Annotated in this window: 14 protein-coding genes; 9 read left to right on the top strand and 5 right to left on the bottom strand. The window is 65.8% G+C overall.

The window, feature by feature from the left end; genetic code table 11:
• Window positions 1–10: 10 nt before the first annotated feature.
• Both RCH10_RS05560 and RCH10_RS05555 read right to left on the bottom strand, forming a co-directional pair.
• Window positions 11–613, bottom strand: a complete 603-nt coding sequence (locus RCH10_RS05560) for a HupE/UreJ family protein (protein ID WP_409051607.1) — start codon at window positions 611–613, stop codon at window positions 11–13.
• Between the two features lie 40 nt (window positions 614–653).
• Window positions 654–956 (bottom strand): urease subunit gamma, encoded by a 303-nt coding sequence (locus RCH10_RS05555; RefSeq protein WP_068631962.1) that lies wholly within the window; start codon window positions 954–956, stop codon window positions 654–656.
• An 80-nt stretch (window positions 957–1,036) separates the two neighbouring features.
• Between RCH10_RS05555 and RCH10_RS05550 the strand changes: the two genes are divergently transcribed.
• The 4 genes from RCH10_RS05550 (at window position 1,037) to RCH10_RS05535 (ending at window position 7,476) form a co-directional block, all read left to right on the top strand.
• A complete protein-coding gene (locus RCH10_RS05550) occupies window positions 1,037–4,657 on the top strand; it encodes an ATP-binding protein (protein ID WP_409051700.1) in 3,621 nt (1,206 codons plus the stop codon).
• Between the two features lie 35 nt (window positions 4,658–4,692).
• Entirely contained in the window at window positions 4,693–5,682 is a 990-nt protein-coding gene (locus RCH10_RS05545) for a response regulator (protein ID WP_409051699.1), read from the top strand.
• A 157-nt stretch (window positions 5,683–5,839) separates the two neighbouring features.
• Complete coding sequence (locus RCH10_RS05540) at window positions 5,840–6,541, top strand: hypothetical protein (protein WP_409051606.1); 702 nt, start codon at window positions 5,840–5,842, stop codon at window positions 6,539–6,541.
• On the top strand, window positions 6,538–7,476 hold the full coding sequence (locus RCH10_RS05535) for an NAD(P)-dependent oxidoreductase (RefSeq protein ID WP_409051698.1): 939 nt from the start codon (window positions 6,538–6,540) through the stop codon (window positions 7,474–7,476). Before RCH10_RS05540 ends, RCH10_RS05535 begins: the two co-directional genes overlap by 4 nt.
• Here RCH10_RS05535 and recJ read toward each other — a convergent pair.
• Together recJ and RCH10_RS05525 are read right to left on the bottom strand one after the other, a co-directional pair.
• Complete coding sequence (gene recJ / locus RCH10_RS05530) at window positions 7,473–9,194, bottom strand: single-stranded-DNA-specific exonuclease RecJ (protein ID WP_409051605.1); 1,722 nt, start codon at window positions 9,192–9,194, stop codon at window positions 7,473–7,475. The two genes, RCH10_RS05535 and recJ, sit on opposite strands and share 4 nt — an antisense overlap.
• The gene (locus tag RCH10_RS05525) at window positions 9,191–10,183 is read right to left on the bottom strand and encodes a hypothetical protein (RefSeq protein WP_409051604.1); all 993 of its coding nucleotides are present in this window, start codon (window positions 10,181–10,183) and stop codon (window positions 9,191–9,193) included. Before RCH10_RS05525 ends, recJ begins: the two co-directional genes overlap by 4 nt.
• A 35-nt stretch (window positions 10,184–10,218) precedes the next feature.
• On the opposite strand from RCH10_RS05525, the gene RCH10_RS05520 reads away from it, so the two are divergent.
• The 5 genes from RCH10_RS05520 (at window position 10,219) to RCH10_RS05500 (ending at window position 15,091) form a co-directional block, all read left to right on the top strand.
• Window positions 10,219–11,475 (top strand): lipoprotein-releasing ABC transporter permease subunit, encoded by a 1,257-nt coding sequence (locus RCH10_RS05520; protein WP_323497685.1) that lies wholly within the window; start codon window positions 10,219–10,221, stop codon window positions 11,473–11,475.
• Window positions 11,468–12,160 carry a lipoprotein-releasing ABC transporter ATP-binding protein LolD gene (lolD, locus tag RCH10_RS05515; RefSeq protein WP_323497684.1) on the top strand — a complete coding sequence of 231 codons (693 nt, stop codon included), beginning with the start codon at window positions 11,468–11,470 and terminating at the stop codon, window positions 12,158–12,160. The genes RCH10_RS05520 and lolD overlap by 8 nt, the downstream gene beginning before the upstream one ends.
• A gap of 79 nt (window positions 12,161–12,239) precedes the next feature.
• Complete coding sequence (locus RCH10_RS05510; RefSeq protein ID WP_409051603.1) at window positions 12,240–13,436, top strand: rhodanese-like domain-containing protein; 1,197 nt, start codon at window positions 12,240–12,242, stop codon at window positions 13,434–13,436.
• A gap of 106 nt (window positions 13,437–13,542) precedes the next feature.
• A complete protein-coding gene (locus RCH10_RS05505) occupies window positions 13,543–14,754 on the top strand; it encodes a sulfite oxidase (protein WP_409051602.1) in 1,212 nt (403 codons plus the stop codon).
• A gap of 4 nt (window positions 14,755–14,758) precedes the next feature.
• The gene (locus RCH10_RS05500) at window positions 14,759–15,091 is read left to right on the top strand and encodes a c-type cytochrome (RefSeq protein ID WP_409051601.1); all 333 of its coding nucleotides are present in this window, start codon (window positions 14,759–14,761) and stop codon (window positions 15,089–15,091) included.
• A gap of 16 nt (window positions 15,092–15,107) precedes the next feature.
• Here RCH10_RS05500 and RCH10_RS05495 read toward each other — a convergent pair whose 3' ends face one another.
• Entirely contained in the window at window positions 15,108–15,497 is a 390-nt protein-coding gene (locus tag RCH10_RS05495) for a RidA family protein (protein WP_409051600.1), read from the bottom strand.
• Between the last annotated feature and the right edge of the window lie 141 nt (window positions 15,498–15,638).

Raw genomic sequence — 15,638 nt, 5'->3', positions numbered from 1 at the left:
AAGGCTCCGGTCAGGCGGCTTGCACGAGCAGCACGGCACCGAGTGCCACCACTGCAGCACCGGCTGCGCGAGGCAGCCAGACATTGCCACGACGCAGCGCCCAACCGACCGCGATGCCGGCCAGGTGCAGCAGCACCGTCGCGGCCACCATGCCGGCGAGCGTCAGCGCCGCGCTGGACTGGTTCGCCAGTTCGTGTCCATGTGCGACGCCATGAAAAATCGCGAAACCGCCGACGAGCACGGCTGCGGCGGCAGGCGGCAGATGCTTCTGCGTGACGACGAGCAAGCCGAGCACCAGCAGCGATGCCGCGATCATCGGTTCGACCGCCGGCAGCTGGACACCCGCCAGACCGATCAGCGCGCCGACCAGCAGCATCGCCGCGAAGCCGAGCGGCGCCCACAACAGATCGGGCCAGGCGCGACGTGCCGACAGCGCACTCCAGAGGCCTACCGCCACCATCGCCGCAAGATGATCGGCGCCGGTCAGCGGGTGCATGAAGCCGCTGACCAGGCCGTGGTGCAGTCCGCCGTCGACGCCGGTGTGCGCGCTGGCCGCGAGCGGCAGCAGTGCGAGCAGGGCGATGAAGCTCGTGGATACAGAAGCGGTGCGCATGAAAAGAGATCCTCGTGATGGTCGTTGTGGTCGTTGGGCTTCAAACGATCGGCTGGTGAACCGTCACCAGCTTGGTGCCGTCGGGAAAGGTCGCTTCGACCTGGATGTCGGGGATCATTTCGGCGATGCCGTCCATGACGTCGGCACGCGTCAGCACGCTGCGGCCGGCGCTCATCAGCTCGGCGACGCTCTTGCCATCGCGCGCCCCTTCCATGACGGCGGCAGAAATCAGCGCAATGGCTTCGGGGTAGTTGAGCTTCAGACCCCGTGCCTGCCGCCTTTCGGCCAGCAAGGCGGCAGTGAAGATCAGCAACTTGTCTTTTTCGCGCGGAGTGAGTTCCATGATCAGGGCATTATGAGCAACGGGTAAGCGTTGCAACAGTCATGCCGCCCTTTGCGCGTGCCTGTGCCGTGGCATGAAATCTGCACCGGGAAAATGTGAATCCGAACCCCGCCACGCCCCCTGGACCCGACGAAGCGCCACAGCGCATCGTCAAGGTGCGGCGCGACTACAACAGCTGGGTCGCGAGCGAAACGCTCGAAGACTACGCGCTGCGCTACACGCCGCAGCGCTTTCGCAAGTGGTCTGAATGGCGGGTCGCCAACACGGCTTTCGGCGCGGCTTCGTTCCTGATCCTGGAGGCGGTCGGCGCCTCGCTGCTCGTGCAGTACGGTTTTGCCAACGCGTTCTGGGCCATCCTGGTGACGGGGCTCATCATCTTTCTGGCGGGCTTGCCGATCAGCGTGTACGCGGCGCGCTACGGCGTCGACATGGACCTGCTGACGCGTGGCGCTGGCTTCGGCTATATCGGCTCGACGCTCACGTCGCTCATCTATGCGTCGTTCACCTTCATCTTTTTTGCGCTCGAAGCGGCGGTGATGGCTTATGCGCTGGAGCTCGCGCTGGGTGTGCCGCCGGTGTGGGGTTACCTGATCTGCGCGCTGGTCGTGATCCCTCTGGTGACGCACGGTGTATCGGCCATCAGCCGCCTGCAACTCTGGTCCCAGCCGATCTGGCTGCTGATGCTGGTCGTGCCGTTCTGCTTCGTCGTGGTGCGCGATCCGGGCGCCTTTGCCGGAATTACGCACTACAGCGGTGAGAAGGGCGGCTCGGCGGGCTTCAACCTGCGCCTCTTTGGTGCGGCATTGACGGTTGGCATCGCGCTCATCACGCAGATGGGCGAGCAGGCCGACTACTTGCGGTTCATGCCCGAACGCACCGCAGCAACACGCGGGCGGTGGTGGGCCGGCGTGCTGGCGGGTGGGCCGGGCTGGGTCGTTCTCGGCGTGATCAAGATGCTCGGTGGCGCGCTTCTGGCCTATCTGGCGATCACGCACATGGTGCCGGTCGAACGGGCCGTCGATCCGAACCAGATGTACCTCGCGGCCTACGAGTACGTGTTCCCGAACTACGGCTGGGCGGTTGCTGCGACGGCGCTCTTCGTGGTGATCTCGCAGATCAAGATCAACGTCACCAACGCCTATGCGGGCTCGCTGGCCTGGAGCAACTTCTTCTCGCGGGTCACGCACAGCCATCCGGGCCGCGTGGTGTGGGTGGTGTTCAACGCGCTCATCGCTTTCATGCTGATGGAGATGAACGTGTTCGAGGCTTTGGGCGATGTGCTCGGGCTCTACGCCAACATCGCCATCGCCTGGATGATGGCGGTGGTCGCCGATCTGGTCATCAACAAGCCGCTCGGGCTGTCGCCGCCGGGCATCGAGTTCAAGCGCGCGCATCTGTGGGACATCAACCCGGTCGGCGTCGGTGCGATGGCGCTGGCCTCGGTGCTCTCGATCACGGCTTACCTCGGCTTTTTCGGGCCGATGGCGCAGGCGTTTTCAGCGTTGATCGCGCTCGGCACGGCGCTGGTGACCTCGCCGTTCATCGCATGGGCAACCGGCGGCAAGTACTACATCGCACGGACTTCCAACGGAAACGGTGCCGCGCTGTTCGCGCCTGCCCCCGGCGCCCGGTCGGTGCGATGGGCGCGGGTCGCCGCCGAAGTCGGAGCTCGCCAGCGGCTGGCCGTGCAGCGCTGCGTGATTTGCGAGCGCGAGTACGAAGGGCCGGACATGGCGCATTGCCCGGCGTACCAGGGCGCGATCTGTTCCCTGTGCTGCACGCTCGATGCGCGTTGCGGCGACCTGTGCAAGCCGCAGGCCGGCCTGTCGGCGCAATGGTCGGCCGTCTTGCGCTGGCTGCTGCCCCAACGCAGCTGGCGCTATCTCGACACCGGGCTCGGCCACTTCCTGCTGTTGATGCTGATCATCGTGCCGCTGCTGGCGATCGTCTTCGGCGTGCTCTACACGCAGGAGCTGCGGGCGCTGGCCGAAGGCACGCTTCAGGCCATGACGCCCAACGAAACGGTGGGCGCGCAGGCGGCATTGCGATCGGGCTTTTCGAAGGTCTACATGGCACTGCTGGTGCTGGCCGGCATCGTCGCCTGGTGGCTGGTGCTGGCGCAACAGAGTCGCAAGGTGGCGCAAGAAGAATCGAACCGGCAGACGCACTTGCTGGTGCGCGAAATCGCGTTGCACCATGAAACCGACCGTGCCCTGCAAGCGGCCAAGCAGGCTGCCGACGAGGCACGCGAAATCGCGGAGCAGGCCAAGCGCGCAGCCGACCAGGCCAACCAGGCCAAGAGCCGCTACATCAGCGCCATCAGCCACGAGCTGCGCACGCCGCTCAACAGCATCCTGGGTTACGCGCAGCTGATGGGCGAAGACGCCTCCGTGCCGCCGCACCGACAGCAGGCGGTGGCCGTCATCAAGCGTGGCGGCGAGCATTTGCTGTCGCTGATCGAAGGCACGCTCGACATCGCGCACATCGAGGCCGGCAAGCTCACGCTGCATGCGCGGCCGATGCGCTTTGCGGACACGCTGCGCGAGCTGGCCGACATGTTCGAACTGCAGGCCGAAGAGAAGGGCCTGGCCTTCGTCTTCGAGCCCGCCGATGGCTTGCCCGAGGTGGTGCGCGCCGACGAAAAACGGGTGCGGCAGATCCTCATCAACCTGCTCGGCAACGCGATCAAGTTCACCGCCGCCGGGCAGGTCACTTTGCGGCTGGCGCATGCACGCGAGTTCGCGACCATCGAGATCGAAGACACCGGCCCGGGCATGGCAGCCGAAGACATCGAGCGCATTTTCGAGCCGTTTTCGCGGGGGGCGTCGGGTGGCAACCCGGCCATATCAGCAGGCGGCGGTGGCAGCAACGTCGGCAGCAGTTCGGCGCCGGGCGCTGGCCTCGGCCTCACCATCGCCAAGATGCTGACTGACCTGATGGGAGGCGAGATGCAGGTGCAGAGCAGGCCGGGCGTCGGCTCGATCTTCCGCGTTCGACTGTTCCTGCCGCGCGTGCACGAGGCGCTGGCCGGCCCGCGCCTTGCGCAGTTGCCGGCACCCGTGGCGCGTGTGCGCCGTGGCTACGAAGGCGAGCGCCGCCGCCTGCTGGTGGTCGACAACGAAGAGGCCGATCGCGAATTGCTCGTGCAGGTGCTGACGCCGCTCGGCTTCGAGTTGCGCGCGGCTGCGAGCGGCCACGATGCGCTCGACCTGCTGGCCGCTGGCTATAGGCCGGATGCGATGTTCGTCGACCTGGCGATGCCTGGCATCGATGGCTGGGAAACGATTCGCCGTGCTCGCAAGCTGGGCCTGTCGCACACCGTCATCGCCATCGTTTCGGCCAATGCGTTCGACAAGCGGCTCGACAACGACGTCGGCATCACGCCGGAAGATTTTTTCGTGAAGCCGGTGCGCCACAGCGAGTTGCTAGATTGGCTGGAGCGGCGGCTCGTTTTGCAATGGACCGCCACACCCACACCGTCAAAGCCCTCTGCGACCGGTGATGTCGAAGCGCCGATCATGGTGCGCCCCGCACCCGAACGTTTGCGCGCATTGGAAGAAGCCGTCGGGTTGGGTTACTTTCGCGGCATCATGAATCAGCTCGACGACATCGATGCCGAGCAGCCCGAGTGCGCTGCCTGGACCAGCGCGCAACGCGCCCTGGCGCGCCAGTTCAAGTTCGAAGCGATGGATTGCAAGTGAGCGCCGATCCGACATCCGACACCGGAACGTCTCCTGTGCCAGCCGCGACAGAACGCCCGCTGGCCCGCAACACCGATCTGGTGCTGATCGTCGATGACGTGCCCGACAACCTGGCCGTGCTGCACGATGCACTCGACGAATCCGGCTACACCGTGCTGGTCGCGACCAATGGCGAAGCCGCGTTGCAGCGTGCCGCGCAGGCCCGGCCCGACATCGTGCTGCTCGACGCCATGATGCCGGGCATTGACGGCTTCGAGGTCGCGCGCCGGCTCAAGGCCGACCCGGCCACCGCGCACATTCCTATCGTATTCATGACCGGCCTCACCGAGACGGAGCACTTGGTCGCTGCGCTGGAAGCGGGCGGTGTCGACTACGTCACCAAGCCGATCAAGCCGAAGGAAGTACTGGCGCGCATGAACGTGCATCTGCAGGGCGCACGCCGTGCGCGGCAGGCGGCGCAACAGGCTGGCCAGGCGCGCAACGCGCTCGATGCGTTTGGCTACGCGAGCATCACAGTGCGTCTGCCCGAAGGCCGGCTCATCTGGCAGACCGCTTTGGCGCGCGAACTGTTGCTGCGCTATTGCGGCACCAGCGCGCCCGAGACGCCGGCCGTGGTGCTCGACTGGTTGCGCCTGCACCTACCGGGGACGGTCGACCGCATCGAGCCACCTGTCCTGGCGATCGGCCTCGCGGCGCGCAGCCTCACGTTGCGGCTGCACCAGCAAACCGGCCATGACGACGACGGTGCCGAATGGATGATCATCCTGCGCGAGGTGTCCGACGTCGCCGTCATCGAGGCCATGAGCCTGAGCCTGAAGCTCACGGCGCGCGAGGCCGAAGTGCTTTATTGGGTGGTCAAGGGCAAGACCAACAAGGACATCGGCGAGATCCTCGGCAGCAGCCCGGCCACCGCCAAGAAGCATCTGGAGCGCGTGTACGTGAAGCTCGGCGTCGAGACGCGCACAGCGGCAGCGGGCGTTGCCATGAAGCGCATTCGCGAGTTGCAGCCGCACTTCGAGATTTGATCGAAGAAGCTGAGCCAGGAATCCGAGCCTGACGCCTACGGCGCCGCGGGTGCGCAGCGTCATCGACTTGCCGTTTTGGCATCCTAGAATTTGCCGAACGCGTCCACGATGACGCATCGACTGCGCGCCAAGACGCGGTCGATCCGGGAGGCCCACGATGAAAACAACGAGCAGCATGAAGCGAGGCATGGCGGTGGCCGGTGCCGCTTTGCTGTGTCTGCTGGGCCTGTTGCACGCGGGCAGCGCGTTGGCTGGCGGCCATCTGGACGTCGACGATGCGGGCACGCTAGACCCCGGTCAGTGCCTGGTCGAGACATGGGGCGGCCGTTCTGGCGCGGTACCGGTCATCGCGTTGCATGTCGGGCCCACCTGCCGTGTCGGGCCGATCGAGCTGGGCGTCAACCTGGATCGCACGTCGAACCCCGGCACCTACTTCATTGGTCCGCAGCTCAAGTGGACCTGGTTCGGCCAGGCGGCCGATGCACGCTTCAGCGGCGCGGTGTCGGCCAACGCGACCTTCGACCGCACCCACCACGGCAAGCCGGGACGGCAGCTGGTATTTCCGTTCACGCTGGTTGCAACCCCCAGCTGGCAGATCCACGCGGATATCGGTGCAGATTGGGCGACCGTCACGGGTGAGCGCACGCTGCGCCGCGGCCTTGGCACGGAATGGGCGCTGACCGAGAAGGTCTCCTTGCTCGCAGAACGCAACCGTGCGTTCGACGCATGGACCACACGCATCGGGGCACGCTTCAACTTCACTCCGTTCACCAGTCTCGACGTCACGACCTCGCGCACCGGGTCCGAGCATGCGCGCGGCTTCTATGTCGGGTTAAATCACGAGTTCAGGCGGCCCTGATCCGCTCAGGACTCAGGCCAAATCAACCCAATTTCTGGAGACTAAAAATGAAGAAGATCGGAATGATCGGCGTCGGCATGATGGGCCACGGCATCGCGAGCAACATCGTGAAGCATGGTTATCCGCTGGCCGTCCTGGAGCACGCTGGCAACCAGCCGCTCGATGCGCTGAAGGCGGCGGGCGTGACCACATACGGTAAGCCGCGCGAACTCGCAGCGGCGGTCGATATCGTCATTCTGTGCGTCACCGGATCGCCGCAGGTCGAGGCCGTCTTGATGGGCGACGATGGGGTACTGCAGGGCTTGCGCAAAGACGCGGTGATCATCGATTGCTCCACCGCGCTTCCTGCTTCAACCGAGCGATTGGCAAAGCTGGTGGCCGAAGCCGGCGGCCGCTTCATCGACTCACCGATGACCCGCACGCCGAAAGAAGCTGCCGAAGGTCGTCTCAATTTGTTGGTCGGTGGCGATGTTGCCTCGTTCGAAGAGTGCAAGCCGTTGCTCGCCTGCTTCGCCGAGAACATCACACATGCCGGCCCGGTCGGTGCCGGCCATCGCATGAAGTTGCTGCACAACTACGTCTCGCTCGGCTTTGTCGGCCTGCTGGCCGAAGCGGCTGCGTGTGCCGAGCGGTCGGGCGTGGCGCCCGAGGTGCTGGTCGATGTGCTGGCAAAGGGCGGTGGTGGCGGTCTGGCGCTCGAGCGCATGAAGCCGTACATCCTGTCGCGCGATCCGTCGGGGCTGCGCTTCTTCATGTCGAACGCGGCCAAGGACATGGGCTACTACACGACGATGGCGGGCGACATCGGCGCTGCGCGCGCCATCGCGGACGGTGTGCACGAGACCTTTGAGCGCGCGCTGCGTGAGGGCGATCCGCAGGCGCTGGTGCCTGAGCTGGTCAGCTTGCTGGCGAAGAAAGGCGACGGCGCAATCTAGCCCTCGGCCCCCTCGACCAGAAAGCGCACCCGCCGCACGCCCTGCCATTCGTCGGCATCGAGCCGAAACGCCAGCATCACCTTCGCGGGCAACGGATCGGTATGACCGAACCAGATCCCGTCGATCGGCTGCCCTTGATGGCGCAGCTTCAGCGCCAGGTGCTTTTCGCCGACGAGCCGCTGCGACAGCACCTCGACCTCCTCGCTGAAAGTCGGCGGCGCAAAGCCCTGGCCCCACACCTCGCGGTGCAACGTATCGACCAGATCGACGCGCAAATACTCTCGCGCCAATGGACCGTCGGTGTCGATCTGGCGCACCAGTGACGACGCGGCGAGCCACTCTTGCGCGACCTGTGCGATGGCTTTGGAGAAGGTCTCGAAGTGCTCGCTGGCCACCGTGCAACCCGCTGCCATGGCATGGCCGCCGAAGCGCAGCAGCACGCCTGGATGCCGCTTGGCAACAAGGTCCAATGCGTCGCGCAGATGGAAGCCAGGGATGGAGCGGCCCGAGCCTTTGAGTTCCGCTTCCTTGCCCGGCGCTGCGCTCGTTGCGAAGACGAAGGTCGGCCGATGAAATCGATCCTTCAGACGCGACGCGACGATGCCGACCACGCCTTCATGAAATGCCGCATCGAACACGCTGATGGCCGGCGGCGGCGCCTCGCTGCTGTCGCCACTCGCATCGAACAGCGACTCGGCCAGCAGCAGTGCCTGGTCGCGCATGCCGCCCTCGATGTCGCGCCGCTCGCGGTTGATGCCGTCGAGCGTGCGTGCCAGCTCGTCGGCGCGTGCGGCGTCGTCGGTCAGCAAGCACTCTATGCCGAGCGTCATGTCGGCGAGCCGCCCGGCGGCATTGATGCGCGGGCCGAGCGCAAAGCCGAAGTCGAAGGTGGTGGCCGTGGGTGCGTTGCGACCGGACGCCTTGAACAGCGCCGCGATTCCGGCCTGCATCGAGCCCGCACGGATGCGGCGCAACCCCTGTGCCACCAGGCGGCGGTTGTTGGCATCGAGCCTGACCACGTCGGCCACGGTGCCGAGCGCGACCAGGGGCAGCAACACGTCGAGCTTCGGCTGATTCGCCAGCGTGAAGACGCCGCGCGCGCGCAGCTCGGAACGCAAAGCCAGCAGCACATAGAACATGACGCCGACGCCGGCGATGCTCTTGCTTTCGAAGTCGCAGCCGGGCTGGTTCGGGTTGACCAGCACTTCGGCCGATGGCAGCTGCGGGCCAGGCAGGTGATGGTCGGTAACGAGCACCTTGAGGCCGCGCGCCTGCGCTGCCGCAACGCCGTCGACACTGGCGATGCCGTTGTCGACGGTAATGAGCAAATCGGCGCCACGGTCGGCCACGCGCTCGGCGATGGGTGGCGTCAGGCCGTAGCCGTCGATCACGCGGTCCGGTACGAGATAGCTCACGCTCTTCGCGCCGAGCAGGCGCAGACCGCGCACGGCGACTGCGCAGGCGGTCGCGCCGTCGCAGTCGTAGTCGGCGACGATGCACATGCGTTGATTGGCGGCGATGGCATCGGCCAGCAACACGGCTGCTTCGCGCGTGCCACGCAGGGTGTCGGGCGGCAGCAGGCGCGCGAGACCGTCGTCGAGTTCGTCTTTGCCGAGCACGCCGCGAGCCGCATACAAGCGCGCGAGCAGCGGATGCACGCCGGCTTGTTCGAGCACCCAGGCGCTGCGAGGCGGGATGACCCGGGCGACGATCTTCACAGCGTCGCCAGCAAGTTGGTCGCGGAAGGCCGCTCGAACAGGCCCTTGAGCCAGCGCCCGAACGTGCGTTTGTGCGTCGTGAAGCGCTTGGCAGCGAGATCACCGCACAGCGTCAGCGTCACATCGTCGCCGCGGGTTGCAGCGGCCAGCGCATCGGCGATCGGGCCGGCATCGAGTGCGCGCCAGGCGTCGGCCCAGGCGGCGCCGTCGTCACGCAGCGCGGCGGGCCGCAGGGTGCCGATCACCTCGGGTGCATCGACATCGAAAGGCAACAGGTCCGGCGGCAAGGCCCCGGTACCACTGAGCCAGAACGAATTGATCGGTGGCACGCCGCGGGCTGCACGATCGTCGTTCACGCGCTGGGTGTAGAGCAGCATCTGCATTTCGTTTTGCAGGCGGCGCAGCGACCTTGCATGGTCCGACAGCGGCGACCACTGCGAGATCGGCCAGCCGATGGCGCGGTCGATCGAGGCGGTCGCGAGCCCTTCGAAAACCTTGCTGCGCGCCAGCCAGCGGCCCGGCACGGCGGACGCGTGCAACGCAATGCCGTCTTCTTCGAAGAAGGGTTGCGCTGCTTTCAGCAACGCGTCGGACTCGGCCGCGTCGATCTCGATGGCGGCCGGATCGCCCAGCACCACGTCGTCGATGCCGACCTGCCAGTGACAGAGCGTGGCCCAGCCCCAGGCTTCGGCGTCGTCCGCCTCTGCGACCTTGCTGCGGCGTGCTTCAAGGGCGGCCCAAGGGATGCAGCCATCTTCAGACGCCAGGCCGAGCGCTTGTGCCAGCGCGCGTTCGTGCGGCGGCGAGCGGGTGGTGTCTGCCTGTGTGTCGTCGTCGGCGAGCGTCGCGCGTGCCAGCAGGGCTTCGAGATTGGGAAGCCGCAAGCCGACAAGCGCGGCGGCGCAGGCGGGCGAGTTGCGTCCGGCATAGGGAATGAGCAGATGACGAGGGGACGAACCGGGAGAACTTGAAGAGGCGGTGGCAACCATGGGCCTATTGTCCGGGATGCCACAATCGCCGGCCTATGCCCATCCCCTATGAACTGCAACTTGGCTGGCGCTATACGCGCGCAGGCCGGGCGACGCGGCGCAACGGCTTCATCTCCTTCATTTCCGGCGTGTCGATGCTCGGCATCGCGCTCGGCGTGGCCGCCCTGATCATCGTGCTCAGCGTAATGAACGGCTTCCAGAAAGAAGTGACCGACCGCATGCTTGGCGTGATCTCGCACATCGAGATCACTTCGCGCGACGGGCAAGCGCTGGCAGACATCGACGCCATCGCCGCTGCTGCGCGCAAGAACCCGGAAGTGATCGGCGTGGCACCGTTCATCGCCTCGCAAGCGCTCATCGCGCGCGGTGAGGACATGAAAGGCACGCTGATTCGTGGCATCGATCCCAAGCTCGAGCCGCAAGTTACCGACATCTCCATGACCGCGCAAAAAGGCGCGCTCGACAAGCTGGTGCCGGGCCAGTTCGGCGTGGTGCTCGGCATCGAACTCGCGCGCTCGCTCTACGTGCGCGATGGCGACCAGGTCACGCTGATCGCACCGGGCGGCCAGGTCACGCCGGCCGGCGTCGTGCCCAGGCTGAAACAGTTCACAGTGGTCGGCACATTCGATTCGGGTCATTACGAATACGACTCGGCGCTGGCGATGATCCATGAAGAAGACGCGCAGCGCGTGTTTCGCCTCGACGGCCCGAGCGGCCTGCGCATCAAGCTGAAAGACCTGCACCAGGCGCGCGAGGTGGCCGATGAGCTTGCCGCCACGTTGCCGGGTTCGTTTTTGATCAAGGACTGGACGCGCCAGAACAAGACGTGGTTTGCTGCGGTGCAGGTCGAGAAACGCATGATGTTCATCATCCTGACGCTGATCGTCGCGGTCGCGGCCTTCAACCTGGTGTCGACTCTGGTGATGACAGTGACCGACAAGCGCGCCGACATCGCCATCTTGCGAACACTGGGCGCCAGCCCGAAAAGCATCATGGCAATTTTCGTGGTGCAGGGTGCGATGGTCGGCGTCATCGGGACCGTGCTCGGCCTCGTGCTGGGGCTGGGCGTGGCTTACAACATCGACGTGATCGTGCCGGCCATCGAGCACGCACTGCACACCAGCTTTCTGCCGCAGGACATCTACCTGATCAGCAAGATGCCGAGCGATCCACAACAGAGCGACATCATGCCGATCGCCATCATTTCGCTGGTGCTCTCCTTCGCAGCGACGCTGTATCCGAGCTGGCGCGCCAGCCGCGTGAACCCCGCCGAGGCGCTGCGCTATGAGTGAAGTTGCATCGTCGAAGGTGGTCCTCAAGGCACGCGGCCTTACCAAGCGTTTCCACGAAGGCCGGCTCGACCTGACCGTGCTGCACGGCGTCGACCTCGACGTGCGCGCCGGCGAAACGCTGGCCATCGTCGGTGCGTCTGGCTCGGGCAAGAGCACTCTGCTGCACCTGATGGGCGGCCTCGACGCGCCGACGGCGGGCAGCGTCGAACTGCTTGGCAAGAACATCGCCACGGTCGATGCGGCGGAGCAGGGTCGCATGCGCAATCTGCACCTCGGCTTCGTCTACCAGTTCCATCACCTGCTGCCGGAATTCAGCGCGCTCGACAACGTTGCGATGCCGCTCAAGATCCGGCGCGCCGATCCGGCCGAAGCCGCGCGCGCCGCGACCGCGATGCTCACCAGTGTCGGACTCGCCGAGCGGCTGCAGCATCGCCCGGCCGAGTTGTCGGGCGGCGAGCGTCAGCGCGTGGCGATCGCGCGCGCGCTGGTCACGCAGCCGGCCTGCGTGCTGGCCGACGAACCGACCGGCAACCTCGATCGCGCGACCGCCGACGGCGTCTTCGCGCTCATGCTCGAACTGGCGCGGCTGCACGGCACGGCCTTTGTCATGGTCACCCACGACGAGACGCTGGCAACGCGCTGCGACCGCGTGTTGCGCCTCGTGGCTGGCCGTCTGGCCGACTGAGCACTTTCGTGGCTCTTGCGTTTCTGTATCTGAACGTTTCATACTCAGAGTAACTACTGACTTGCAGGGGCGGACACGGATGACCAACGAATTTGTGCGTTGCGGCGCTTGGCCGTCGCGTGGGCTGCGCCGACTCGGCGTCGCCGCAGGCCTGCTGCTCTCGCTTGCAGCGCACGCACAAGTGAAGATTCTGGTGAACCCTGGCGATCAGGGCGAGCAATCGCGCGGCGCCACCATGACGACCTGGCGCACGGCCATCGAGCAGGTGCTGCGCAAGGAGCGGTTCAACGATTCGACGATGGCCGGCCTGGCCGACATGACGAGCGACCTGAGCGCCACCCGCGCCCGCATTCCCGATGTCGTCGTCGGCCCGGCCCACCTCATCGGCTCGGCCTTGCGCTACGGCTACACACCCGTCGCACAGCTCGATGTTCGCTCGCAAGCCGTGCTCGTCGTGCCGACGCACAGCCCGATCACCAACTTCCAGCAGGCGGCGGGCAAGCGCCTTGGGCTTCCCATGCAGGACAGCCTGGTCACGTACCTGCTGCGCGGTGAAACCGTGGCTGCGAACACCACGATCAAGCGCCACTTTCGGGATCTCTACGAAACACGCTATCAAGACGCGCTGCTGGTCTGTTTGCAGATCGGGCGCTGTGACGTGGTGGGTGTCGAAAAGGCGACCTACGAAAAGTGGATCGCAGCCGGCAGCCAGGTGAAGGTGATCATGGAATCGCGCGAAGTGCCGGGCTTGAGTTTGGCCATCAAGGACGGCTCCAAGATCTCGGCCGACGCATTCCGGGCCGACCTTGCCGAAGTCGCCGCCGCGGGCAGCAAGACGACGCGTGTGTCGCCCCAAGATTTCACTTACGTGTCGACGCTCGGCTACTTCACGCCGCGTGCGCTGGCTGGTGCCAAGGTGGTCGACGCCAAGACCGTGGCCGCGATGTTGTCGGCCCATACGGCTCGCTACATCGACACGCGCAACGACGCCGAATTCAACGAGGGCCATGTGCCCGGTTCGGTGCTCGTGCCATACGTCGAGAAGTCGGCGAAAGACCCGGACTTCACTTCGGATGTCGATCAGTTCAACGTTGCGAAGCTCGGCCCCGAACGCGATGCCGTGCTGGTGTTCGGCTGCAACGGCCCGGAGTGCTGGAAGAGTCACAAGGCCAGCATCGCCGCGCTGAAGGCCGGCTATAAAAACGTCAACTGGTTTCGTGGCGGGCTGCCCGAGTGGCGTGCCGCCGGGCTCGCGGTCGATACGAACGCCAAGTGAGCCTGCAAGCGTCGGCAGCGGCGTTCCGGTTCGTGTCCCCGGGATCTACGGTCGGTACGCCGCATCGACATCGTCATCGTCATCCTTTCACGAAAGAGTCCCTCGAATGACCGACCTTCCGCTCGCGCGAAATCCTCTGCGCCGCTCCCTTCTGACGGGCACCGGCGCAGCCATCGCCTTCGGCACGTTGGGCCCGGTCCGTTCTGCTTTCGCGCAGGGCGCGCCGGCTCGATCGCTGCCCGCGTATGCAGCCTTCAAGGACGCCGGCTCGATGATCGTGCACAGCGCCAACACGATCGAGACGCGCCGTGGTGCCGCCGGCAACGGCGCGCTGACCACCGTGAACCAGCTCTATGTGCGCAACAACCTGACGCCGCCGAGTGCCGACATCGTGGCAAGGCCTGACGAGTGGGTGCTGCAGATCGAAGGCGTGCGTCGCCCCAAATCACTCACCGTGCGCGAGCTCAAGGCCATGCGCACCGAGCGCGTGGCGATGGTGCTGCAATGCAGCGGCAACGGCCGCGGAATGTTCCCGTCCAAACCGAGCGGCACACCGTGGCAAGTCGGTGCTGCCGGTTGCGTGATGTGGACCGGCGTGCCGGTGCGCGACCTCGTGCATGCGACCGGTGGCGTGCTGCCCGGCATGCTGTTCATGACGGGCACCGGCGGTGAAGTGCTGCCGGGGGGTGTCGATGCCAAGTCGCGCATCGAGCGCAGCGTACCAGCCGCAGCGATGGAAAACGCCGTGCTCGCGTGGGAGATCAATGGACAGCCGATTCCGCTGGCGCACGGCGGTCCGCTGCGCCTCGTGGTGCCGGGCTTCACCGGCGTCAACAGCGTCAAGTACGTGAAGAAGCTGGCCTTCACCGTGGCTGAGAGCGACTCGTCGATCCAGCAGACCGACTACCGCATGACGCCGGCGGCCGAAGCATCGATGCGGCCGACCGATCCGTCGGTGTGGCAAATGCCGCCCAAGTCGTGGATCAACACGCCGCTGGCGGGCGTTGCGAAACTGGGCGCGCGCGGTCTGCTAATTCAGGGCGTGGCGTTTGCCGGCGTCAATGCGGTGAAGCAGGTCGATGTTTCGGTGGACGGCGGCGCGACCTGGCAGCGTGCGGCGCTGGCCGGACCCGACCTCGGGCGCTTCGCCTGGCGTCAGTTCGAACTGCCGGTGCAGCTCCCCGCTGGCCATTACGTGCTGGCCAGCCGGGTGACCGATGTGCGCGGCAACGTGCAGGTCGAGAACCGCGTCGAGAACAAAGCCGGCTACCTGAACTCGAGCTGGCGCGACCACGCCGTCGCCATCACGGTCGCCTGAAGCGATGCGTCTTCGCGTTTTCGCGGCGACCAGCCTCGCGCTGTTATCGCTACTGCCATCGATCGGCGCACAGGCGCAAGCTTCAGCCGACGACGGGCGCAAGCTGTTCGTCGACGGCGTGGCGCCATTGCCGGCTTGCGCCTTATGTCACACGCTGAAGAAAGCCGGCGCGAGTGGACAGATCGGCCCTGATCTCGACGACCTCCGCCCGGGTGCCGACCGGGTCGAGAAGGCGATGCGCAACGGCATCGGACCGATGCCGTCTTTCAAGACGCTGACCGAAGTGCAGATCAAGACACTGGCCGCCTACGTGGCGGCAGTCGCAGGCGCGCCCTGAGGACCCTGCGCGGGGTTCACTTCGGCTTGTAAGCCACCACGTCGATCTCTACCTTCGCATCGACCATGAGCCGCGCTTCCGTGGTCGAACGGGCCGGCCGGCCTTCGGCACTGAAGTAGCCCATGTAGATACGGTTGAAGGCACCGAAATCGCGCGCGTCCTGCAGCCAAACCGTGCTTTTGCAGACGTCGTCGAGCGTTGCGCCGGCCAGCGCTAGCACCGACTTCAGGTTTTCCATGACCTGCCGCGTTTGCGCTTCGATGCCGCCGGCCACGATTTCACCGTTGCTGTCGGCGGGCACCTGGCCCGACACATAGATGAAGTCGCCAGCGCGCACGGCCGGGGAGAAAGGGCGGACCTGGCGGTCGGAGGCAGTGGGCGATCCACCGAGGTATTCGAGAGGCATGAAAGACTCCTGCGGACGAGCCGCTGTGTTTGGTTGTGAAATTATATTTCAGTGAAAGGTCCAGAATAGAGGGTTTTCCCGGGTGATTTGGCACGTTTGATGCTTCAAAGTCGAGCTAGTGCGAAAGTAAATTTCACAATC

The sequence above is a fragment of the Variovorax sp. GrIS 2.14 genome, assembly GCF_046115955.1.
Lineage (GTDB): Bacteria > Pseudomonadota > Gammaproteobacteria > Burkholderiales > Burkholderiaceae_C > Variovorax.
Note: the sequence above shows the minus strand (reverse complement) of the source record. Positions and strands in the feature narration are given on the sequence as shown.